17 protein-coding genes are annotated in these 22,901 nt (G+C 72.4%); 14 read left to right on the forward strand and 3 right to left on the reverse strand.

The window, feature by feature from the left end:
- Positions 1-41 precede the first annotated feature (41 nt).
- Together OG898_RS17825 and OG898_RS17830 are read right to left on the reverse strand one after the other, a co-directional pair.
- Positions 42-1,904, reverse strand: coding sequence for a glycoside hydrolase family 3 protein (locus tag OG898_RS17825; RefSeq protein WP_250739592.1), 1,863 nt, complete (start codon positions 1,902-1,904; stop codon positions 42-44).
- A 10-nt stretch (positions 1,905-1,914) separates the two neighbouring features.
- On the reverse strand, positions 1,915-2,871 hold the full coding sequence (locus OG898_RS17830) for a LysR family transcriptional regulator (protein WP_250739591.1): 957 nt from the start codon (positions 2,869-2,871) through the stop codon (positions 1,915-1,917).
- 283 nt (positions 2,872-3,154) lie between these two features.
- On the opposite strand from OG898_RS17830, the gene OG898_RS17835 reads away from it, so the two are divergent.
- On the forward strand, positions 3,155-4,153 hold the full coding sequence (locus tag OG898_RS17835) for an EamA family transporter (RefSeq protein WP_250739590.1): 999 nt from the start codon (positions 3,155-3,157) through the stop codon (positions 4,151-4,153).
- Positions 4,154-4,216: 63 nt separating this feature from the next.
- Here the strand turns inward: OG898_RS17835 and OG898_RS17840 are convergent, their stop codons facing one another.
- A complete protein-coding gene (locus tag OG898_RS17840) occupies positions 4,217-5,092 on the reverse strand; it encodes a LuxR C-terminal-related transcriptional regulator (RefSeq protein ID WP_250739589.1) in 876 nt (291 codons plus the stop codon).
- A gap of 401 nt (positions 5,093-5,493) precedes the next feature.
- Between OG898_RS17840 and OG898_RS17845 the strand changes: the two genes are divergently transcribed.
- From OG898_RS17845 to OG898_RS17905, 13 genes are all read left to right on the forward strand, one after another.
- On the forward strand, positions 5,494-6,297 hold the full coding sequence (locus OG898_RS17845; RefSeq protein WP_250739588.1) for a hypothetical protein: 804 nt from the start codon (positions 5,494-5,496) through the stop codon (positions 6,295-6,297).
- 240 nt (positions 6,298-6,537) lie between these two features.
- Positions 6,538-7,080 carry a GNAT family N-acetyltransferase gene (locus OG898_RS17850; protein ID WP_266957953.1) on the forward strand — a complete coding sequence of 181 codons (543 nt, stop codon included), beginning with the start codon at positions 6,538-6,540 and terminating at the stop codon, positions 7,078-7,080.
- A 320-nt stretch (positions 7,081-7,400) separates the two neighbouring features.
- Positions 7,401-7,985: a cysteine hydrolase family protein gene (locus OG898_RS17855; RefSeq protein ID WP_250739586.1), complete on the forward strand. Its 585-nt coding sequence runs from the start codon at positions 7,401-7,403 to the stop codon at positions 7,983-7,985.
- A 58-nt stretch (positions 7,986-8,043) separates the two neighbouring features.
- Positions 8,044-9,069, forward strand: coding sequence for a hydrogenase expression/formation protein HypE (gene hypE, locus OG898_RS17860; protein WP_250739585.1), 1,026 nt, complete (start codon positions 8,044-8,046; stop codon positions 9,067-9,069).
- 22 nt (positions 9,070-9,091) lie between these two features.
- Entirely contained in the window at positions 9,092-11,473 is a 2,382-nt protein-coding gene (gene hypF, locus OG898_RS17865) for a carbamoyltransferase HypF (RefSeq protein ID WP_250739584.1), read from the forward strand.
- Between the two features lie 4 nt (positions 11,474-11,477).
- The gene (locus tag OG898_RS17870; RefSeq protein WP_250739583.1) at positions 11,478-12,812 is read left to right on the forward strand and encodes a diaminobutyrate--2-oxoglutarate transaminase family protein; all 1,335 of its coding nucleotides are present in this window, start codon (positions 11,478-11,480) and stop codon (positions 12,810-12,812) included.
- A 42-nt stretch (positions 12,813-12,854) separates the two neighbouring features.
- The gene (locus OG898_RS17875; protein WP_266957957.1) at positions 12,855-13,571 is read left to right on the forward strand and encodes a hypothetical protein; all 717 of its coding nucleotides are present in this window, start codon (positions 12,855-12,857) and stop codon (positions 13,569-13,571) included.
- The gene (locus tag OG898_RS17880; RefSeq protein ID WP_266957959.1) at positions 13,558-15,003 is read left to right on the forward strand and encodes an MFS transporter; all 1,446 of its coding nucleotides are present in this window, start codon (positions 13,558-13,560) and stop codon (positions 15,001-15,003) included. Before OG898_RS17875 ends, OG898_RS17880 begins: the two co-directional genes overlap by 14 nt.
- A gap of 10 nt (positions 15,004-15,013) precedes the next feature.
- On the forward strand, positions 15,014-16,312 hold the full coding sequence (locus tag OG898_RS17885; RefSeq protein WP_266957961.1) for an amidohydrolase: 1,299 nt from the start codon (positions 15,014-15,016) through the stop codon (positions 16,310-16,312).
- The gene (locus OG898_RS17890; protein WP_266957963.1) at positions 16,309-17,589 is read left to right on the forward strand and encodes an acetyl-CoA carboxylase biotin carboxylase subunit family protein; all 1,281 of its coding nucleotides are present in this window, start codon (positions 16,309-16,311) and stop codon (positions 17,587-17,589) included. Before OG898_RS17885 ends, OG898_RS17890 begins: the two co-directional genes overlap by 4 nt.
- Positions 17,590-17,694: 105 nt before the next feature.
- Complete coding sequence (locus tag OG898_RS17895) at positions 17,695-20,307, forward strand: ATP-grasp domain-containing protein (RefSeq protein WP_250739578.1); 2,613 nt, start codon at positions 17,695-17,697, stop codon at positions 20,305-20,307.
- Entirely contained in the window at positions 20,304-21,644 is a 1,341-nt protein-coding gene (locus OG898_RS17900) for an MFS transporter (RefSeq protein WP_250739577.1), read from the forward strand. The genes OG898_RS17895 and OG898_RS17900 overlap by 4 nt, the downstream gene beginning before the upstream one ends.
- A 26-nt stretch (positions 21,645-21,670) precedes the next feature.
- Positions 21,671-22,873 carry a PLP-dependent aminotransferase family protein gene (locus OG898_RS17905; protein ID WP_250739576.1) on the forward strand — a complete coding sequence of 401 codons (1,203 nt, stop codon included), beginning with the start codon at positions 21,671-21,673 and terminating at the stop codon, positions 22,871-22,873.
- Positions 22,874-22,901 lie beyond the last annotated feature (28 nt).

The following is a 22,901-nucleotide window of genomic DNA, read 5'->3' on the forward strand; positions in this document are numbered from 1 at the left end:
GCAGGAGGACCCGGGAAGGGGTCGCGGGAGGCGTACGGGGACTACCCGTACGCCAGCCCGTGGCCCAGCGGGTAGCGGCCCGGCACCGGGACGGGCAGGCGCCCGACGGGCCGTACGGTCCCGGTGACCACCCGGGCCGCCGCCCGCAGCTCCACGTCCGTCCAGGTGTAGGTGGCCAGTTCGGCCGCGCAGGCCGGCAGCCGGGCGGGGTCGTAGGGGTTGCGGATCGCCACCAGGACCACCGGCACCCCGGTGGCCAGCAGTTCGGTCACCAGCTCGCGCTGCGGGCTCTCGCCCTCGGGGACGTTGTACGTGCACACGAGCACGGCCGCGTTGCCGGGGGCGGCCGCCACCGCGCGGGCGGGCGGCAGGGCCGTGGCCCGGCAGCCCAGCGCGGACAGCTCCCGGGCCAGTACCGCGGTAGGGGGTCCCGTCGTACCCGTGGGGGAGACCGGGTCGGTCCCGGTGACCAGGAGCAGCGGCCGGTCCGCCGGATCCAGCGGCAGCAGCCCCACCGGATTGGCCAGCAGGGTCGTCGTACGGTCCGCGATCTCCCCGGCGGCCGCAAGGTGCGCCGGAATGCCGACGGCAGCGTCCACCGCGTCCGCGGCCCGCGCCGGCTCCACGGTCCGTGCCGCCGCGTCGAACAGGCCCCGGCGGGCCTTCAGTTCCAGGATCCGCAGCACCGACTCCTCGATCCGGGCCCGGGTCAGCTCGCCCGACTCCACGGCGGCCAGCACGCTGCGGACGGCCAGCCCCAGGTCCGGCGGGTTCAGCAGCTGGTCGCAGCCCGCCTTCAGGGCCAGTACCGGGACCCGGTCGTCCCCGTACTTCTGGCGGACCCCGGCCATGTCGAGGGCGTCGGTCACCACCACCCCGCGAAATCCGAGGCGTTCGCGCAGGATCCCGGTGACGATGGGCCGCGAGAGGGTCGCCGGATCCCCCGAGGGGTCGAGCGCGGGGAACACGATGTGCGCCGTCATCACCACGTCGACGCCCGCCTCCACGGCCGCCCGGAACGGCGGCTCGTCCAGCTCCTCCCACCGTGCCCGCGTATGGGTCATCAGCGGCAGCCCGACGTGGCTGTCGGTGCCGGTGTCCCCGTGCCCCGGGAAGTGCTTCGCCGTGGCGGCCACCCCGGCGCCCTGGTAGCCGCGGACCTGGGCGGCGACCAGGGCCGCCACCGCCTGCGGGTCGGCGCCGAAGGACCGTACGCCGATGACCGGGTTGGCGGGATCGACGTTGACGTCGGCCACCGGGGCGTAGTTGTGCCGGATGCCCATGGCCGCCAGCTCGGAACCCGCGATGCGTGCGGCCCGGCGTGCCTCGGCGGTGGACCCGGCGGTCCCCAGGGCCAGGGCGCCGAGCGCCATGGCCCCAGGGAGCAGGGTCGCGGGCCGGCCCACGCGGGCGACGGCGCCGTGCTCCTGGTCGATGGAGAGCAGCAGCGGGACGCCCGCCCCGGAGTCCGCGGCCGCCCGCTGGAGGCCGGCCGACAGCTCGGCGACCTGGCGCGGGGAGCGGGTGTTGTGCGCCCAGCCGAAGTAGACGACCCCGCCGAGGTGGTAGCGGGCGACCAGTTCGGCGGGGGTGCGCACCCCGAAGGCCTTCTGGTTGAGCGCGACGTCCTCGGAGTCGGGCTCGGTCGCCGCGTGCCCGTACGCCCGCGACACGAAGAGCTGCCCGACCAGTTCGGCCAGGCTCATCCGCTCCATCGTCTCGCGCGGCCGGACCCGGGGGGCGGGGGAGCGTCCCGGTGCGCGATCGCCCGGCCGGGAGTCGTCGGGGACCGGGCCGTCGGGGTCCCGGGCGGTTCCCACCGCGGCGGAGGCGGCCCCCGCGGCGGTGACGGCGGCCACGGCGGCGACGGTGAGCAGGGTCCGGCGGGAGGCGTGGTTCGGCACGCGCCGGACGCTACTGCGGGGCGGGGCCTTCGGCGCGGGGGACACTCGCGGAGTCCCCCGTACGGGGTGCCACTTGGGGCCAGTGCTCGCGCAGGGTCCGTACGGCCTCGGTGATCGCCGGCCGGCGGGCGGCCCCGGTCCGCCACAGGGCGTACAACCGGCGTACGGGGCCCGGCTCCAGCGGTACGGCCACGGCGCCGGACGGCAGCGTCCCGGTGCCCAGCCGCGGTACGACGGCCACCCCGAGCCCGGCGGCGACCAGCGAGACGATGGTGTGGTTCTCCTCGGCGACGTGCGTGATGTCGGGCTCGAACCCGGCCGTGCGCAGGGTCCGCACCAGCCAGTCGTGGCAGACCCGGCCGGGCGGCTGGCACACCCAGCGCTGCCCGCCCAGGTCCGAGCGGTGGATGACGGTGCGGGAGGTGAAGGGGTGTCCGGCGGGCACCACCAGGTCGCAGCGGTCGTCGCCGATGACGGCCTGCTCCACGCCCTCGGGGGCGGGCAGCGGGGCGATGTCCCAGTCGTGGGTCACCGCCAGGTCGGTGACCCCGCGCGAGACCAGGTCCATCGACAGGTGCGGGTTGATCTCCGTGAGCCGTACTTCCAGGGCCGGGTGACGGTGCGCCAGGTCGGCGAGGACCCCGGGGAGCAGGCCGCGGGCGGCCGAGGCGAAGGCGGCGACCCGCAGCCGGCCGACGGGCTGGCCGCGGGACTCCTCCAGTGCGGTCTCGGCCCGTTCCGAGATGTCCATCAGCTGCTGGGCCGTCGCGGCCAGCAGTTTGGCCTCCTCGGTGAGGGCGACACCGCGGCCGTGGCGTTCGAGCAGGGTGGTGCGGGTCTCCCGTTCCAGCTTGGCGATCTGCTGGGAGACGGCGGAGGGGGTGTACCCGAGGGCGGCCGCGGCCGCGCCGACCGAGCCGTGGACGGAGACGGCGTGCAGGGCGCGCAGCCGGGAGAGGTCGAGCATGCCAGGCAGCTTAGGGGGTGTCTTGTCGATCGGGCCGGGCTCGCGGTGTCTGGCACCGCGCCTCGCCGCGTTGTCGTCACTCGCCGACGCTCCGCGTCGACTCCCTCCTCCGCCTTGCGATCCACGGCACCAGACACCGCTCCCTGATCCGGCCCGATCGACAAGACACCCCCTGGGCGCGGGCGGCGCCGGTGGATGAAGCAACGTGGATGAAGCAACGCTACATCCGACCCTGAAGACATCCGCGCTGGTGCTAAATGGTTGAGGAGTCGATGCTCGGAGCATGCGACCCATTCACACCGCCCTGGCGGTTCTCGTAGCCGCGGTCTGGGGTTTCAACTTCGTCGTCATCGAGTTCGGGCTCGGATCGTTCCCGCCGCTGCTGCTGTCCGCACTGCGCTTCCTGGTCGCGGCCCTGCCGGCGGTGTTCTTCGTCGGGCGTCCCAAAGTGGCATGGAAGTGGATCATCGCGGTCGGTGTGGTCCTCGGCATCGCGAAGTTCGGGCTGCTGTTCTCCGGGATGGCCAACGGGATGCCCGCCGGGCTGTCCTCGCTGGTCCTCCAGGCGCAGGCGGTGTTCACGGCCGTGTTCGCGGCGGTCGTGCTCAAGGAGCGTCCGGGCCGGCTGCGGATCGCGGGCATGACGGTGGCCTTCGCGGGGATCGCCGTGGCCGCCGTGGACGAGGGGGCCTCCGGGCCGGTGCTGGGCTTCACGATGGTGATCGCGGCCGCCGCGTGCTGGGGCGTGTCCAACGTGCTGACCCGCAAGGCGTCCCCGCCCGACGCCCTGAACTTCATGGTGTGGGTGAGCGTGGTGCCGGTGCTGCCGCTGGCGGGGCTGTCCCTGCTGATCGAGGGCCCCGAGCGGGACCTGGCGGCGCTGCGCGGGCTCGACTGGAGCGGGGTCGGGGTCATCGTGTACCTCGCCTGGATCACCACGGTGTTCGGCTTCGGGGCGTGGGGGTTCCTGCTGCGCACCTATCCCGCCTCCTCGGTGGCGCCCTTCTCGCTGCTGGTGCCGGTCTTCGGGATGAGCTCGGCGGCGCTGGTGCTGGGGGAGGAAGTGAGCGGGCTGCGCTGGGTGGCGGCCGTCCTGCTGGTGGGCGGGGTGGCGGTGACCTCGCTGGTGCCCGCGAAGCCCCGGCCGGTGGTGGCGGAGGCGGGCACCGGGCCCGCGGCGGCGGCCGGTCCCGGTCCCGTACCCGAGCCCGCGGCGGCGGCCGATCCCGCCCCCGTACCCGAGCCCGCGGCGGTTCCGCTTCCGGCGGCGGGGGGCCGCTAGGAGCCGTCCGCTGCGGACCCCGGCAGCCCGGGCCGCTTGCGCGCGGCGCGGGCTGTCGGCAGGTCAGCCGCCGTTGAAGGGTTCCTTCGCCAGCAGGTATCCGGCGTGGAGACGGTTGCGGGCGCCGATGCTCTTCATGATGTTCGCAATGTGGCGTTGACAATTGCGCAAAGAAATACCGACCACGTGGGCTATTCTGTTGTCCGATTCGCCCTGAATGAGCAGCGAGACGATGGTCTGCTGAATGTCGGAGGTAATCGCGGCACGGGCCGGTCGGTCGTTTTCCGAGGTGAATTTCTCGGCTCCGCTCCAGGCGCGCTCGAAGGCCTCCGAAAGGAATGAGACAAGGTGGCTATTTCTCGATACCGCCGCCCCGTGCGATCCGTCCGAGAGCGGGATGATCGCCACTTCCTTGTCGAAGATGATGCAGCGCGGAAAACCGCCGGCGAGCGTGCAGACTTCCGCGCCGAGCGGGGTCACCCGCCCCACGAAGGAGGCCGTGGCCGGGCTGAACCGGGCCGTGTGCTGGTAGAGGGTCCGCATGTGCACCCCCCGCCCCAGCAGGCGCTCGGTCCGCTCCAGGCTCTCGGAGAGCACCTCCTCGTCCCGTGCGCCGCCGGGCTGGGAGGTGAGCACCTCGGTGCGGCAGCCGTCCGCGAGCCCGGCGATGAGCTTGCGCACGTCGCCCAGGCCTGGCACGACCTCCAGCGAGGTGTCGTTCTGGACGTCCGCCGTTCTCATCGTCAACTCATCTAATTCTCCGCGCAGTTGATCGAGGAAGGACTGACTCTCGTTCAGGCTGTGCTGTGCCGGGTGGAGGACCTTGATGCGTGCGTGCTCCACGGGGTACGGGGTGTAGATGCCCGTCACGGGGCAGGTGCTGAGCAGCCCCAGATCGTCGAGCGCGTCCGCCGCTTCTTGCACCTCGGTGACGCTCATGTCCAGAGCCAGGGCGGCTGTTTCGCGCGTTGTACCCGGTGTTCGGGTGACGAACCGGTAGAGACGGTCCCCGGCGTGGGTGAGCCGGGGCACTGTAAAAGGATGGACTTGTCTGATTGAGTTCAATTCATCCCCCTGTCATGTTTTCGCCAGCGGCAACATGATCCCAGAAAGGGATGGCTCCGGATGTCGTCGAACGGACAGGATGAGGCCGAAGCTGATCCGGACCGCAAGACATCTTGAGGGGCAGGCAAGCATGCCACGTATAGCGAGTTTCCTCATCGCCATTGCGGCAACTTTCGCGGTGACCGTCTTCCTCGCCCCGTCGACGAGTGGTGCGGCGAACATCGCCGCCGCCACTGGTCCGGGTCAGGTAGTCAACGATCTCGGCTGGGGATGAGATGCCTCGTAGTAAGTCGTACAACACGTACTCCAACCTGCAGCGCCCTGAGTTCCGCAAGCGCGTCGACGAGCTCCTGCTGAAGTTCGAGCGGGACTTCTACGAGCGCAGCGCGGGCGCCGACGGGATGCTCGACAAGGAGAAGTTCGACCTCGAGCTGTACAAGCGGCACAACGTCGAGACGATGATCCGGATCGGCCTCAAGCGTGCCGTCGACCCGCTCATCGCCAACTACTGGGCCACCCGGGACCCGCAGCTCTGCAAGGAGTGGGGCCTGTACGGCGCGGAGGAGGGCCGCCACGACCGCATGTTCGCCGGCGACCTGCACAAGGTCGGCATGACGGACGAGGAGATCTACGCGATCCGTCCGACCTTCGCCACCGAGCTGCTCAACGGCTACTTCTACTACACGATGGCCACGGAGGGTCCGCTGGCCGCGATGATCAGCGGGTTCTACCTGGAGTACATCGCGGGCAAGACGCAGCCCGACTGGCTGGACATCATGGAGCAGCACGTCGGCGCCGACAAGACGAAGGGCGCCCGCGCCCACCTGGCCCTCGACGACGATGACGACCACGTCGACATGGTCTGGAACCTGATCATGCGCATCATCAAGGACGAGGCCGACGAGGAGCGCTTCGTCGAGCACCTCATCAAGATCAACTCGCTGTTCGTGTCCTACTTCGTCGAGGTCTACGCGGCCACCGTGCTCGGTGCCGGCGCGGACGCCTCGCTGCTGACCCAGGCCGCACCGGCCGCCGCCGTCCAGACCAACCTGCAGACGAAGGCCACCGCTTCGGTCTGACCGACCGGCCCACACCTGCCGGCGACGCCCTGAAGGGCCGGCGCTCCGAAGCGCCGGTGTTCCGAAGGGCCGAAGGGCCGACACTCCCGCAGTCCGGCGATCCCGGGCATTGCGTTCCAGATGTGCCGCGCAGCCCCCACGGGGGCGGCGCCGCGATGTCCGGGGTCCGGCTGCTCCACCGTCTACTCACCAAGGAAGACGATGCACTACTCATGGCCTCGCGAACTGTCCGAACAGGACATGCGCGAAATGATCGAACTGATGGACGCCGTAGCGGTCAAGGAGAAGACCCTCGGTTTCTACGAACCCGTGGGACTGGAGAAGGGCCTCCCGCTGATGCGGGCCTTCGAGGCCGACCTGAAGAAGGGCGCCGTGGACCTCCTCCACGTCCGTACCGACGAAGGTCAGATCGTCGGCATGGTGACCCTTGCCCGGGCCCCGCTGCCGGCCCGCCGCCACATCGTCGAGATGCGCCGCTGCGTCGTCGCCCCCGACTACCGCGGGCAGTTCCTGCTCGAAGGCTGGGCCGAGGCCCTGCGCAAGGTCGGCGAGATGGGCTGCGACGTCATCACGCTCGAAGTCCGCGACGACGGCCCCTCCGCGCTCTGGCAGCGCCTGGGCTTCAGCGAGTACGGCCGGCTGCCCGACTACGCCCGCGCCGACGGCCGCCCCGTCACCGGCTTCTACATGCACGCCCGGCTCGCCGACATCACGGCCCACTTCGAGGCCACCGGCACCTGGCTGCACGAGCTCGAATCCGACCGCGTCGCGGTCGCGAGCTGACGAGCCGACGGTCTGACCTCCCTCTGATCTCCGTACCCGTAGGCCGTACGCGGAGCACGCCGTACGCGCCCCACGCCTGAGGTACGTCCCGCGCACCCGCATCCGCGCCCCTCCTGACCGCCGCGCCGCCCCCGGGCCGCGCAGGCCCCCGCACCGAGCACGCCGTACACCCGCCGGGCCGATCCGCCCGTGCGCCACGGCCCCTCGCGGCCGACCGGCCGGTGCGCAGCTTCCCCCTCCCACCCACCGCCCGCCGGGGCGCACTTCGACGTGCGCCGGACGGGCCCCGGGACCACACCACTCCACCGAAGGGCACAGCCATGTCCAAGATCGCCGTCCTGACCAACGACCTCCAGTACGAACTGGTCGAGAAGAACCCGGAGCGCGTCGCCGCCGTCGAGGCCGCGACCCCGCACTTCACCGGCTTCCTCGACGAGATGCGCAGCCGCGGCCACCACATCTTCCACCTGCAGCTCGTCAACGACCCGGACGACCCGAACGCCGAGCGCTACGACGGCTACCTCCCGGTCCAGCGCGGCACCCACGGCGCCGACATCATCGAGGCCTTCCTGGCCCCCGAGGACGTCGTCATGGAGAAGAGCAAGGACTCGGGCTTCTACGAGACCGACCTGCACGACCGCCTCCAGGCCCTCGGCGTGGACACCGTGCTGATCACCGGCATGCAGACGCAGATATGCGTCCAGACCACCGCCGCCGACGCCTTCTTCCGCGGCTACAACATCTGGGTCCCCTCCGACTGCGTCGTCTCGGCCCGCCTGGACGACAAGCAGCGCGCCCTGGACTGGCTGGAGGGCTACTGCGCCACGGTGACCGACTCCGCCGAGGTCATCCGCGTCCTGGACGCCGAGGGCGGGCTGCCCCGCAAGAACATCAAGACCCCGTGACCACGCCCCTCCCCGCAACGACCCGTTCCGGCCCCACCCCTGAAAGGAACGAACCGGCATGACCACGAGCGTGGATCCCACCGAATTCATCGTCCTCGACCACGGCACCGGCGCGAAGCTCAGCCAGGACCTGCTCCAGGTGATCGCCTCGACCCTCGGCGACGTCTACATCGGCATCATGGAAGACAGTGCGATCCTCAAGATCGAGGGCGACCGCATCGCGATGACCACCGACTCCTTCGTGGTCGACCCGCCGTTCTTCGGCAACGGGGACATCGGCAAGATCGCGGTCTGCGGCACGGTCAACGACCTGGCCGTGGCCGGCGCCCGGCCCAAGTACCTCACCCTCGGGATGATCCTGGAGACCGGGCTCCCCATCGCCAAGCTGGTCCAGGCCCTGGAGTCGATCCGCGACACCGCCCGCGAGGCCGGCGTACAGATCGTCGGCGGCGACACCAAGGTGGTCCGCAAGGGCGAGGCCGACCAGATCTACCTGAACACCGCGGGCGTCGGGGTCTTCGAGCGCGAGCCGCTCACCATGACCGACGTGCGCCCCGGCGACAAGGTGATCCTCAGCGGGCCCATCGGCAACCACACGGTGCACCTGCTCTCCATCCGCGAGGGGCTCGGCTTCGAGCAGCGCGTGGACAGCGACTGCGCCCCGCTCAACGGCCTCGTCGACACGGTCCTGTCGAACACGGTGCCCGGCGCCGTCCGCTCGATGCGCGACGTCACCCGCGGCGGCCTGACGGCCGTGCTCCACGAGTACGCCGGCAAGCTCGGCCGCACCATCCGCGTCACCCAGGACGACCTGCCCATCCAGCACGAGACGGCCATGGCCGCCGACATGCTCGGGATCAACCCGCTGCACTGCGCCAACGAGGGTTGCCTGGCGCTCTTCGTGGACCCGGCGGCCGAGGCCGAGGTACTGGCGGCCCTGCGCTCCCAGCCCTACGGCAAGGACGCGGTGACCATCGGCGAGATCTCCGAGGACACCGAGGGCCTGGTGCTGCTGCGCGACGCGGACGGTCGCGAGACCCAGCTGGAGGAACTCCTCGGCGCCGAACTCCCCCGGCTCTGCTGAGAAAGGGACCGAGGAGACCGCCATGAGCAGCACCGAGCAGACCGTCACGGAACGGCCCGACAGGACCATCATCGACGAGTGGCGCATCCGCGTCACCGGCGTGGTCCAGGGCGTCGGCTACCGGCCGTTCGTCTACAAGCTGGCCCGTGAACTCGGCCTCTCCGGCTGGGTTCGCAACGACCCCGAAGGCGTGCTGGTGGAGGCGTCCGGACCGGTCGCCGCCCTGGAGGAGTTCGCGGCGGGCCTCAGCGGCCGCGCCCCCGAGCTCGCCCGGGTGGACGAGGTCCGGCCGACCCGGGGACTGGACCGCGGCACCGTGCCCGCGGGCCCGTTCACCATCGTGCACAGCGAGCACACCGGAGCCCGGTCCGCGCTGCTCCCGGCGGACACCCACGTATGCGGCGACTGCCAGGCGGAACTTCGCGACCCGAAGGACCGCCGGCACCGCTACCCCTTCATCAACTGCACCAACTGCGGGCCCCGGTACTCCATCATCCAGGACCTGCCGTACGACCGTCCGATGACCACCATGGCCACCTTCACCATGTGTGCGGACTGCAAGGCCGAGTACGAGGACCCGATGGACCGGCGCTACCACGCGCAGCCCAACGCCTGCCCGGACTGCGGCCCCCGGCTGCTGCTCCAGGACCGCGAGGGGGGCACGGCCGAAGGGGACGAGGCCCTCCTGCGGGCCGCCCGGGTGCTGGCCGACGGCGGGATCGCGGCCATGAAGAGCGTCGGCGGCTTCCACCTCGTGGTGGACGCGACGAACGCGGAGGCCGTGGCCCTGCTGCGCAGCCGCAAGCGCCGTGACTCCAAGCCGTTCGCGGTGATGGTCCGCGATCTCGCCACGGCGCAGAGCCTGGTGGACCTCTCCGAGGCGGAGATCGACGTCCTGCGCTCGCCGGCCCGGCCCATCCTGCTGGCCCGCAAGCGTGCGGGCTCCCTCCCGGAGTCCGTGGCCCCGCGCAACCCCAACCTGGGGATCATGCTGCCCTCGGCACCCCACCACCACCTGCTGCTGGACGAGCCCGGCCTCGAAGCGCTCGTCGCCACCAGCGGCAACATCTCCGGCTACCCCATCGCCTACCGCAACGAGGAGGCCCTGGAGCAGCTCTTCGAGATCGCGGACGTGATCCTCTACCACGACCGCGACATCGAGATCCGCGTCGACGACTCGGTGGTCCGCCTCTCCGACCACCCCGAACTCGACCAGCCGCTGCTCCAGTTCATCCGGCGGGCCCGCGGCTACGCCCCCTACCCGGTGGACGTCGGCCGCGAGGTGGCCCCCGTGGTCGCCCTCGGCGCCGAACTGAAGACGACCGTCGCCCTCACCAACGGCTCCCAGGTCTTCCTCAGCCAGCACATCGGCGACCTCAAGAACGACGAGACCTTCGCCGCGCACCACCGCACCGCCCGGCACCTGGCGCAGCTGTACGCGCTCAAGCCGGAGGTCACGGCGCACGACATGCACCCGCAGTTCCGCTCCACCCGGGCCGCCCTGGACGACGACGGCACCGGCCCGGCGCTGCCCACCGTGGAAGTCCAGCACCACCACGCCCACATGGCCTCCTGCATGGCGGAGAACCACGTGAGCGGCACCACCCTCGGCGTGATCTTCGACGGCTTCGGCTACGGCGAGGACGGCACGGTGTGGGGCGGGGAGTTCCTCCTCGGGGACTTCGCCTCCTACCGCCGGGTCGGCCGGATGCGCCGGCTGCCGCTGATCGGCGGCGACCAGGCGGTGCGCGAACCCATCCGCACCGGGTACGCACTGGCCCTGGACGCCTTCGACGGGGACGCGGACCGGGCCCTGGCGGGCTTCCCCGCACTCGCCGCCCTCGACGGGCAGCGCCGCCAGGTCTTCGCGACGATGGCGGCCCGCGGGATCAACTCCCCGCCCACCTCCAGCATGGGCCGCCTCTTCGACGGGGCCGCCGCCCTCGCCGGGGTCTGCGCCAAGGCCGAGTACGAGGCCCAGGGCCCGATCGAGCTGGAGGGCCTGCTCGACCGCGACGCCACCCGCGAGCCGCAGGCCTCGTACCGCTTCGGGTCCTACGAGGCGGACGGGCTGACCGAGGTGGACCCGCGGCCCGTGATCCGGGCCATGGCCGGGGACATCGCCGCCGGACTGCCCGTGGACCGGATCAGCCGCCGGTTCCACACGGCCGTCGTCGACATGGTCCGCGAGCGCTGCAAGGCCCTGCGGGAGGAGACCGGGGTCAACCAGGTCGCCCTCTCCGGAGGCGTGTTCCTCAACGAGTTCCTGCTGCTCAACTGTCTGACCGGGCTGACCGCCGACGGTTTCGACACCTATGTCCACCGGCTCGTTCCGACCAATGACGGAGGCATCGCCCTCGGTCAGGTCATGGTCGCCGACGCCCGCTCACACCTGAGGAAGTGACGACGTGACCACCCTCACGCCGGACGAGATGTACACCTTCGTCGAGGCGCGCGAATCGGGCGCCCGGACCTACGCCAACGCCTTCGGCAAGCTCCTCGCCGAAGGACACGGCGCACGCATCCGCGACGGGCACGGCCGCGAGTACCTGGACTGCCTCGCCGCGGCGGGCACCCTCGCCCTGGGGCACAACCACCCGGACGTCCTGTCCGCGGTGGGGGAGTACCTCACCTCCGGTCAGGTCCAGCAGGCACTGGACCTGACCACCCCGGCCAAGTACGAGTACCTGCGGGCGCTGTACGCCAAGCTGCCGGGCACCATGGCGGACACCTTCAAGACGCAGTTCTGCGGACCGGCGGGCACCGACGCCACCGAAGCCGCCATCAAGCTCTTCAAGATCGCCACCGGCCGCCGGACGGTGATCTCCTTCCACGGGGCCTACCACGGGATGACCGCGGGCGCCCTCGCCCTCACCGGCAACCTGGGCGCCAAGGAGTCCGTGCCCTCCCTCATGCCGGACGTCCACCACCTCCCCTACCCCTACGACTACCGCTGCCCCTTCGGCATCGGCGGTGAGGCGGGCATCCGGGCCGGCCTGACCTACATCGAGCGGCTGCTCACCGACCCGGAGAGCGGCATCACCAAACCCGCCGCGGTCTTCGTCGAAGCGGTCCAGGGCGAGGGCGGGGTGATCCCGGCGCCGGCCGCCTGGCTGCGCGGGCTGCGGGAGATCACCGCCCGGCTGGACATCCCGCTGGTCCTGGACGAGATCCAGGCCGGCTTCGGACGCACCGGCACCATGTGGGCCTTCGAGGAGTCCGGGATCGAGCCGGACGCCGTCCTCGTGTCCAAGGCGGCCGGCGGCGGCTTCCCGCTCTCGCTGCTGCTCTACCACGGCAAGTACGACGCCTGGACGCCCGGAGCCCACGCGGGCACCTTCCGCGGCAACCAGATCGCCCTGGTCGCGGGACTCGCCGCCATGCGGGTCACGGAGTCCGAGGGACTCATCGAGAAGGCGGCCGCCAAGGGTGAGCTGATCGCCGGCCTGCTCGGCCGGCTGGCCGCCGGCCACCCCGAGATCGGCCAGGTCCGCGGCCGGGGACTGATGTGGGGCATCGAGATCGTGGACCCCACGGGCCCGGCCGACCCGCTCGGTTCGCTGCCCGCCGACGGGGCCCGGGCCAAGCGCATCAAGCGCGCCTGCCTGGACCACGGGCTGCTGCTGGAGAGCGGCGGCCGGCACGGCGCCGTGCTCCGGCTGCTCCCGCCACTGGTGATCACCGACGAGGAGATCCACGAGATGGCGGCGGCGCTGGAGAAAGCTCTGATCGACTGCGCCTGACAGAGCTCGGATCCACGAAGAGTAGGGACAACGAACATGGCCATGGCCACGGGAACGAACAACAGCGGTGAGTGGCGGGTCGACTTCGACGCGGAGGTCGTCTTCAGCAACGGAGGCGCCCTGCAGATGCAGGGGTTCCGCCTGGACATCCCCGGCGACGACATCGCCGACGGGGAACTGGGCGAACTGATCGTCCGCCACCTCGGACTGCTGATGGTCGGCAGTACGAAGATCACCCGCCGGGAGCTGCTCCAGGAGCCGCACAAGGGCTCCCGGAACACCGGTGCCGCCGGTTCGGGCCGCACCACGACGGACCTGACCGGCCCCGCGACCCGGGCCGCCTGGCCGACGGGCCCGGGCGGCGCCGCACCGGGCCTGGCCGGCCTGGTGGACCTTCCCGTGGTCCTGGTCCGGCTCCTCGGAGCCGGCCAGCCCGTCGCCGACCGGCTGGCGCTGGCGCCCTTCGACCTCGCCGGGCACGCCGTGGTCGTGCAGACCGGCCGCGCGGCCGGCCCGTACCTCACCGAGGACGCCGTGGACCTGCTCGCCGGGCAGGGCGCACTCCTCGTCGCCACCGACAGCCGCGAGGGCAACGGGCCGGTGGCGGCGGCGCTCGCCGCCGCAGGCCTGCCCGCCCTCACGGGCCTGACCGGCCTGGACGCCCTCCCGGCGACCGGGGTCCGACTGCACGCCGTGCCCTTCCCCGGGCAGGACACCTCATTGATCAGGGTCTACGGAGTCACAGATGACCAGTACTGACCGAGCGGGCCTCTCGGAGGCCGGTGTGGCGGCGGTCGCCGCCGCACCGGCACCGGCCCGGCGCCCCCGCAGGGAACTGGCCGCCGCCACCGTCGGATCGGTCGTCGAGGCCTACGACTGGACCATCTACGGCATCCTCGCCCCCTACTTCGCCGAGGCGCTGTTCCCCGGCACCTCGCCCACCGCCAAGCTCATCGCCGCCTACCTCGGCTTCGCCCTCGGCTTCCTGGTCCGGCCGCTGGGCAGCGTGCTCATCGGCCGCCTCACCGACACCCGCGGCCGGCGCTACGGACTGACCCTCACCGTCGGCCTGATCGCCGCAGGCTCCCTGTTCCTGGCCGCCGTCCCCGGCTACGCCTCCATCGGCCTGGCGGCTCCGCTCCTGGTGGTCGGGGCCCGGCTGGTGCAGGGGCTGTCGGTCGGGGCGGAGAACCCGAGCGTGGCCGCGTACGTCACCGAGACCGCGCCGGCCGGCCGCCGCTACTTCTACAGCGCCGTCTCCTACGGGGGCGTGGTGCTGGGCAGCGCGCTCTCCTTCATCGTCATGAACGTCCTGCTCGGGGTCTTCGGGGAGAGCGGGGTCGAGGACGGCGCCTGGCGCTACGGCTTCGTCTTCGGCGGACTGCTCGGGCTGACCGCCCTGTGGATCCGGCGCGGCGCGGCGGAGAGCGCGGTCTTCACGGCCGCCGTGGGCAAGGCCGCGCAGGGAGCGGCCTCGCCCGCGGGAGCGGCGGGGCTGGAGGCGGCGGGGCTGGAGGCGGGGGCGCCGGTGGTGAAGGCGCCCAGCCCCTGGCCGGTGCTGCGGGCCCATCTCGGGCGGCTCGCCGTGGTGTTCGCCATCACCTCAGGGGCCACCACCGCCTTCTACTTCGTCACCGTCGACTTCCCCTCGTACGCCGAGAGCGCCGGAGCCGCCACCAAGGAGGAGACCTCCGCCGCACTGCTCCTCGGCATGGTGGCGCTGCTCGCGGCCATGCTCGGCGGCGGCAAGGCCGCCGACCGGTTCGGCGCCCTGCCCGTGCTGCGCCTGGGCTTCGCCGGGCTCGCCCTGGGCAGCGTGCCGCTGCTGCTGGCCATGAACGCCGGACGGGTCCCCGTCCCCGTCGTCACCGTGGTCCTGCTCTTCCTGCTGGGCCTCCCGCTCGCGGTGAGCAACGTCTTCGCGGGGCAGCTGTTCCCGCCCGCCGTGCGCGCCGTCGCCGTCGGGCTGCCCACCGCGGCCGCGATCAGCCTCTTCGGCGGCACGTTCCCGATGCTCGCGGAACTCCTGAGGTCGGCCGGCCACAACGCCTGGCTGCCGTGGTGGCCCGCGCTGACCGCCGCGGTGGCGCTGGCCGCCTCGTGGGCCGTACAGGAGCACCCCGGTGGCGAACACCCCGGTCGAGAACACACCGGTCGCGAACACCCCGTGTCCGTAACCCCTCATGCCTGAGAAGGACGTCATGACTGCACTGCTCGAAGGACTCGACTCGCTGATGCCGGCCCTGGAGGCGGACTACCGCGAGCTGCACACCCACCCCGAACTCGCCTTCCAGGAAAAGCGGACGGCAGCCCTGGTCGCCGAGCGCCTCGCAGCCCAGGGCGGCTGGGAGATCACCACCGGCGTCGGCCGCACCGGCGTCGTCGCCGTCCTGCGCAACGGCGAAGGACCCGTGGCCATGCTGCGCGCCGACATGGACGCGCTGCCCGTCAAGGAGGCCACCGGACTGCCCTACGCGAGCACCGAGACCGCCACCGACGAATCGGGCGTCGAGGTCCCGGTGATGCACGCCTGCGGCCACGACCTGCACGTGGCCGCGCTGATCGGGTCCTGCGCCCTGTTCGCCCGTAACCGCGAGGCCTGGCGCGGCACCGTCGTCGCCGTCTTCCAGCCGGGGGAGGAGAGCGGCTACGGAGCCCGCGAGATGGTCGAGGACGGCCTCTTCGAGCGCTTCCCGCGCCCCGACGTGATCCTCGGCTCGCACGTGGGCCCCGGCCCGGCCGGGCTCATCGCGACCCTGCCCGGCGTGGTCATGGGCGCCACCGACTCGATCACCGTCAAGCTCTTCGGGCGCGGCGGCCACGGCTCCAAGCCCGAGGCGGCCGTCGACCCCGTGGTGATGGCGGCCTCGCTCGTGCTGCGGCTCCAGACCGTGGTCTCCCGCGAGATCGCCGCCCAGGAACCGGTGGTGGTCACCGTCGGCAAACTGCACGCCGGCACCACCGCCGCGGTCATACCCGACACGGCCGAGCTCGGCATCAACGTGCGCACCAGCTCCGCCCCGGTCCGCGAGAAGGTCCTGGCGGCCGTCGAGCGGCTCGCGCGCGCCGAATCGGCCGCCGCGGGAGCGACCGCCGACCCGGAGATCACCTCCGTCTACCACCTGCCGATGACCGTCAACGACACCGCGGCCGCCGAGCGGGTGGCCGACGCCCACCGCGAGCACTTCGGGGACGGCGCCGTCATGACGATGGGCCCGACCACCGCCAGCGAGGACTTCGGGCTCCTCGCCTCCGCCGCCCAAGTCCCCTCGGTGTACTGGTTCTACGGCGGCCTCGACCCGCAGGCCTTCGGCGAGGCCTTCGCGGCCGGCAAGCTGGACGAGCTCCCGCAGAACCACTCCTCCACCTTCGCGCCCGTCGCCGGACCCGCCCTCTCCATCGGCGTCCGCACGATGGCCACGGCGGCACTGCCCTGGCTCGCCCCCGCCCCCGCCGCCGACGGCGCGGCCGACGCGGGCGAGGGGGGCGAGGCGGCATGAGCACCGACCGGCCGCACATCATCGTCCTGCACCGCTGGCGGGACACCCACGCGCACTACGCCGACTACATCGACCACGGCGCCGCCCACGTCACCTACGTGAGCACCGAGCTCGGCCGCGCCTCGTTACCCCCGACCGCCGCCGCGGTCACCATCGTCGCCCTGACCGACGACCTGCCCGCCGTCCGCGCGGCCGTCACCGGGCTCGTGGCCCGCTTCGGCGCCCCGGCGCGGCTGATCGCCCTCAACGAGGGGGACCTGGACACGGCCGCGCTGATCCGCGAGGAGTTCGCGATCCCCGGCCAGCACACCGCCGAACTGGCCGTGTTCCGCGACAAGCTGACCATGTGCCGCACGGCCGAGGCCGCCGGACTGCCGGTCCCCGCCTTCGCCCCCGCGCCCGATCCGGCCGCCGTACTCGCCTTCGGCGAGGCCCACGGCTGGCCGCTGGTCGTCAAACCGCACCGCGGCACCGCCAGCCGGGGCGTGGTCCAGATCGACTCCGCCGCCGAACTGGCCGCGCTGAGCGGGCCGGCCGGCGACCTGGCCGCCGCCCTGGCCGCCGAACCGCACCTCGTCCAGAGCTACGTGGACGGGCCGATCCTGCACATCGACGGCCTGTGGGAAGGCGATTCCCTCGGCAGCTGGACCGTCTCGCGCTACGTGGGCGGCACCTGCGCCGACTTCACCCAGGGCACCTGGCTCGGCTCCGTCGAGGAGGACGACCCCGCACTCCTGGAGGCGGTCGAGGCCTTCGCCGCCGCGGTCGGCCCCGCCCTCGGCGGCTCCCAGCCCTGGGTCTTCCACCTGGAGGCCTTCGTCACCCCGGCGCCGGGCGGCGGACCCGCCCTGGTCTTCCTGGAGTGCGGGGCCCGGGTGGGCGGCGGGGAGATCCCCTTCACCTGGCGCGACGTCCACGGCGTCGACCTGATGGCCGCCGCCGTGGACATCCAGCTCGGCCTGACCCCGGTCCTGCCGCCGCTCAAGACCGGCGAGGTCGGCGGCTACCTGCTGCTCCCGCTGCCGGTCCCCGCCCCCTGCCGGGTCGAAGCGGCCGGCTGGGTACGGGAACCCGCGCCCGGCCGGCTCCCGTACGCCGTCAAGCACACCCCGGTCGGCTCCACCGCCCCCGCGATCAGCGGCTACGAGCACGTCGGCACCCGCTTCCGCTTCCGCGGCGCCACCACCCGGGACGTCGAGGCCGCCATCACCGAGTCCGCGAACTCCTTCCGGCTGACCTGCGTCCCGGTCGGCGCCCCGTCCGCCGACGGGGGCTGACCCGCCCCACCCCCCACCGAACCTGCCGTACCCCTCTCGCACCCCTGTTCTTCGGGGCGAACCCGCTCCACGCCCCGCATCGGAAAGGAACCCACCGTGGTCGTCATGACCTCCGAACGCCAGCGCGTCATCCTCGTAGGCAGCCGCATACAGCAGTACCGGGAGTACGCCCTGGCCTCCCTCGCCCAGCACTACGAGGTCACCCTCGTCGCGCCGGAGGCCCCCACCTGGCAGGCCCGTTACGTGGAGACCCACCGGATCGCCGACACCACGGACGCCGCCAAGCTCTACGCCCCGGTCGCCGACCTGCGCGGCGAGGTCGCCGACGCCGCGATCGTCACCTGGGACGAGTGGTCGCTCGTCGCCGTGTCCTCGGTCGCCAAGAAGCTCGGCATGCGGGCCATGGACCCGGCCGCCGCCAAGATCTGCCGCGACAAGTACGCCACCCGCCAGGCCCTGGAAGCGGCCGGCATGGCCGCCGTCCGCTACATCCCGGCCACCACCGAGGAAGAGGCCGTCGCCGCCGCCGAGTCCATCGGCTTCCCCGTCGTCGTCAAGCCCCGCACCCTCGGCGGCAGCTTCGGCGTGATGATGGCCCGCGACGTGGACGGCCTGCGCCGGGCCTTCCGGCTCGCCTCCACCAGCCGGCTGCGCGGCGCCGGCACCACCGCCTCGGTCCTGATCGAGGAGTTCATCGAGGGCCCCGAACTGAGCGTGGACAGCGTCGTCGTGGACGGTGTGGCCACCCCCGTCTGCGTGGCCCGCAAGCGCCTCGGCGCCCACCCGTACTTCGAGGAGGTCGGGCACCTGGTCACCGACTGGCGCCACGAGCCCTGGGCCGACGCCGTCACCCAGCTGGTCCAGGACTCGCACCGCGCCGCCGGAGTCGACTACGGCGTCACCCACACCGAGCTGCGCGTCGCCGCGAACGGCCCCCGCCTGATCGAGCTCAACGGCCGCCTCGGCGGCGACCTCATCCCGCACCTGAACAAGCTCGCCACCGGCGTGGACCTGCCGCTGGCCGCCGCCCGGATCGCCTTCGAGGAGACCCCGGACATCACCCCGACCCGCGCCCTCAGCGCCGAGGTCCGCTTCCTCTACCCGGCCTACGACGGCGCCGTCGACCGCGTCGTCCTGCCCGCCCCCGAGGACGTCGAGGACCTCGCCGAGGCCGTCGCCCTCGTGGAGCCCGGCGACGAGCTGCTGCTCCCGCCCCGCGGCCTGACCCCCCGCTCCGCCGCGCTCATCGCCGTCAGCGAGACCCCGGCCGGCACCCGCCGCGCCCTGGACCGCGCCGAGGCCCTCTCCCGCACCGAGGTCTCCGGAGTCGCCGCGCACCGGCTCGGCGCCCGCGTCGAGAACGCCGTGACCCGCCGCTTCTTCGACCACGAGCGCACCGCGGCCCGCCAGACCGTCTCCGGAGTCCGCGGCGTGGAGTGGTTCCGCTACGGAGCCGGCGGCGGCGAGGGGCTCAACCGCCCCGTCTTCCTCAGCGAAGCCGACGTCACGGGCCTGGAGAACGACCTGAACGGCCTCTTCGAACTGCTCAAGGCGGTGCCCGCCCGGCTCTTCGGCGGCGACCTGCGCGCCTTCGCCACCGCCGTCGGCATGTCCCCCACCCAGGCCGACCTGGTCCTGCGCGGCTCCGTGGACGAGCTCGCCCCGCTCTCCCGCGCCGACCTGTACCGCGAGACCGGCGGCTTCCGCGTCATGGAGCTCAACACCGGCTCCTCGCTGGGCGGCTGGCAGATGGGCGAGTTCGCCCGCGCCCTGATCCAGGACGCCGAGTTCGCCGAGTTCGCGGCCACCGAGGGCCTGGTCTACCCCGACCCGCTCGCCCGCATCACCGAGGTGCTGCGCCGCCAGGCCCCCTCCCTCGAAGGGATCGAGCGGCCGCTGCTGGCGATCACCGACTGGCCCGAGGGCTTCGAGAAGTCCAAGTGCTGGATGGAGTTCGTCGTACCGGCCTTCGAGCGCCTCGGCTTCGAGACCGTCGTCTGCCACCTGGGCGACTTCGCGTACGAGGACGGCAACGTCCTCCACCGGGGCCGCAAGGTCGACGTGGTCTACCGGATGTTCCTGCCCGGCGAAATGCCCGACGAGCCCCGCACCTACGACCTCGTCAACCCGCTGCTCGACGCCGTCGAGGCCGGCACCGTCGAACTGTTCGCCCCGCTCGACTGCGAGCTGTACGGCAACAAGGGCAGCCTCGCGATGCTCAGCGACGAGCGCAACCGCGCCGTCTTCACCGAGGCCGAGCGCGAGCTGATCGACCGGATCCTGCCCTGGACCCGCTTCGTCCGCGACGAGAAGGTCACCTTCGGGGGCGAGAAGATCGACCTGCTGCCCTACGCCATCGCCAACAAGGACCACCTGGTCCTCAAGCCCACCCTGCTCTACGGCGGCGTCGGCGTCACCCCCGGCTGGACCACCGACCAGAAGGAATGGGTCGCCAAGCTCCGCCAGGCCGTCGACGGCCCGTACGTCCTCCAGCACCGCCTGCTGCCGACCACCGAGCGGTTCCTCTCCGAGGACGGCGAGACCTGCGAGGACATGGCCGTCGCCTACGGAACGCTGATGGTCGACGGACGCTACGCCGGCACCCTGGCCCGCGGAGTCACCGACCCGGCCGTGGGCATCGTGAGCATGCTGCGCGGCGCCCAGATCGGCTGCGCCTTCCACGTCGACCCGGCGGCAGAGGGAGTGGAAGCCAAGTGACCGACATCGGGAACGGGGCCGCCGAGCCGGTGGAGGAGACGGCGGCCGCAGCACCGGCCGCCGCCGCACCCGCCACGCTCTGGCGGGACCCGGAGTTCCTCAAGTTCTGGTCCGGGGAGGCGATCTCGCAGGTCGGGGCCCAGGTCACGACCCTGGCCCTGCCGCTCACCGCGGTGCTGACGCTCGACGCCAGCTCCTCCCAGGTGGGCTTCGTCAACGCGGCCTCCTACGCCCCGTTCCTGATGGTCACCCTCCTGGTCGGCGTCTGGGTCGACCGGGTGCGGCGCAGGCCCCTGATGATCATGGCCAATGTGGGGCGTGCGCTGCTGGTCAGCGCGGTGCCGTTGCTGGCCGTGCTCGACCTGCTCCGCATCGAGCACGTGTACATCGCCGCGCTGCTCGTGGGCACCCTCACGGTGGTCTTCGACGTCTCCTACCAGTCCTACCTGCCGACCCTGGTCGGCAAGCAGCACCTGGTCGAGGGCAACAGCAAGCTCCAGGGCACCAGTTCGCTGGCCCAGATCGGCGGGCCCGGACTGGCCGGTCTGCTCATCGGCTGGGTCACCGCCCCCTACGCCCTGCTGATCAACGGGATCTCGTACCTCGTCTCCGTGCTCACGCTGCTCGCCGTACGGCGCGTCGAGCCGGAGCCGGTGCCCCAGCAGGAGCGCACCGGGATCCGGACCAGCATCGCCGAGGGCATCCGGATCATCTGGGACAGCGCCCACCTGCGGGCCTGCGCCCTCCAGTCGGGGCTGTACAACCTGTGCTGGATGTCCCTCCAGACGGTCTTCGTGCTCTACGCGGCCCGCACGCTCGGCATCTCGCCCGGCGGCATCGGCCTGCTGCTGGGCACGGGCGCGGTGGGTTCCCTGGTCGGCTCGATGCTCGCCCAGTGGCTCAAGCGGAAGATCGGGCTCGGCCACGCCATCCTGGCGGCCCTGCTGCTGTGCTGCCTGGCCCCCGCGGCCATCCCGGCGGCCCCCGCGGACAACGGAGTCCTCTCGCTGGCCCTGTTCGTCGCCGCCTTCGGCCTGATCGGGGCCGGCGGCACCATGGCCAACATCCACATCATCAGCCTGCGCCAGTCCATGACCCCGGACCAACTGCTGGGCCGGATGAACGCCGGGTACCGGTTCGTCTCCTGGGGGACGCTCCCCCTCGGCGCCCTGCTGGGCGGCTGGCTCGGCGACCTGATCGGGCTGCGGGAAACGCTCTTCGTCACCGCCGCGCTCTTCCTGACCGCGGTCCTGGTCGTCCTGAAATCCCCGGTGTGGCGGCTCAAGGAGTTCCCGCCGCAGATCGTCGCGCAGCCCCGGAAGGCGGACGCAAGGTGAGCCCCGAACCGCAAGCCGGAGCCGCTGTGCCCGGCACCATCGCAAGCCTGCTCGCCCGCCGGACCGGCTGGGGCCGCTCCGACGCGGTGAGCCGGATCCTGGCGGCCGCCGCGGCCCCCGGGGTGCTCTCGATGGCCGGCGGGATCCCGGCCCCCGACAGCTTCCCCGTGGCCCGGCTCGCCGAGGCCACCGACCGGCTGTTCGCCGGGTCTGCCGTACGGGCGCTCCAGTACGCCCCCACGGACGGCATCGCCCCGATGCGCGAGGTGATCGCGGCCCGGGCGAGCGCGACCGGGGCCCCCGTCGGCCCCGACCGGGTGATGGTCACCGCGGGCAGCCAGCAGGGCCTGGACCTCGTCGCGCAGACCCTCGTGGACGAGGGCGACGAGGTGGCCCTGGACGACCCGAGCTACCTGGGCGCCGTACAGGTCTTCCGGCGGGCCGGCGCCCGGCTGCTGCCGGTGCCCGGCGACGCGGACGGGATGCGCACCGACGTACTGGAGCAGCGCCTCCTCGCCGGGGCGCGGCCCAAGCTGGTCTACGTCGTACCGCACTTCCACAACCCCACCGGAGCCGTGCTCTCCGAGGAGCGGCGCCGCCACCTGGCCGCGCTGGCCGAGCGGTTCGGCTTCCTCGTCGTCGAGGACGACCCGTACGGGGACCTGGCCTTCGAGGGGAGCCGGCTGCCGTCCACCGACGTCCACAGCGGGCGGGTGGTCCGGCTGATGAGCCTCTCCAAGACGGTCTGCCCGGGGCTGCGGGTGGCCGGTCTGGTCGCCCCGGCCGAGCTGATCGGGGAACTGGTCGCCGCCAAGCAGTGCGGGGACCTCCAGACCAACACCTTCGGCCAGTACCTGCTGGCCGATCTGCTGGGGGACCCGGAGTTCCTGCCGGCCCACCTGGCGGGCCTGCGCACGCTGTACGGCGGCCGGGCCCGCGCCATGGAGACCCTGCTGCGCGAGCGGCTGCCCTGGCTGGAGTTCGAGCGGCCGCGCGGCGGGCTCTTCTTCTGGTGCCGGCTGACCGACCCCCGGGTCGGCTCCGACGCGCTGTACGCGCAGGCGCTGGCGCAGGGGGTGGCCATCGTGCCCGGCACGCCCTTCTGCATAGAGGAGGACGGCTCGCGGGTCCTGCGGCTGTCCTTCGCCTCCCTGGACGATGCGCAGCGCCGGGAAGGGGTTTCGCGGCTGGCCACGGCCTGGGAGAAGGCCCTCGCCGACGGGCCGTGACCCGTCGTCCGTCCTTCTCGTCTCCGTC

Origin of the sequence: Streptomyces sp. NBC_00193 (assembly GCF_026342735.1) — a bacterium.
GTDB lineage: Bacteria > Actinomycetota > Actinomycetes > Streptomycetales > Streptomycetaceae > Streptomyces > Streptomyces stoeckheimensis.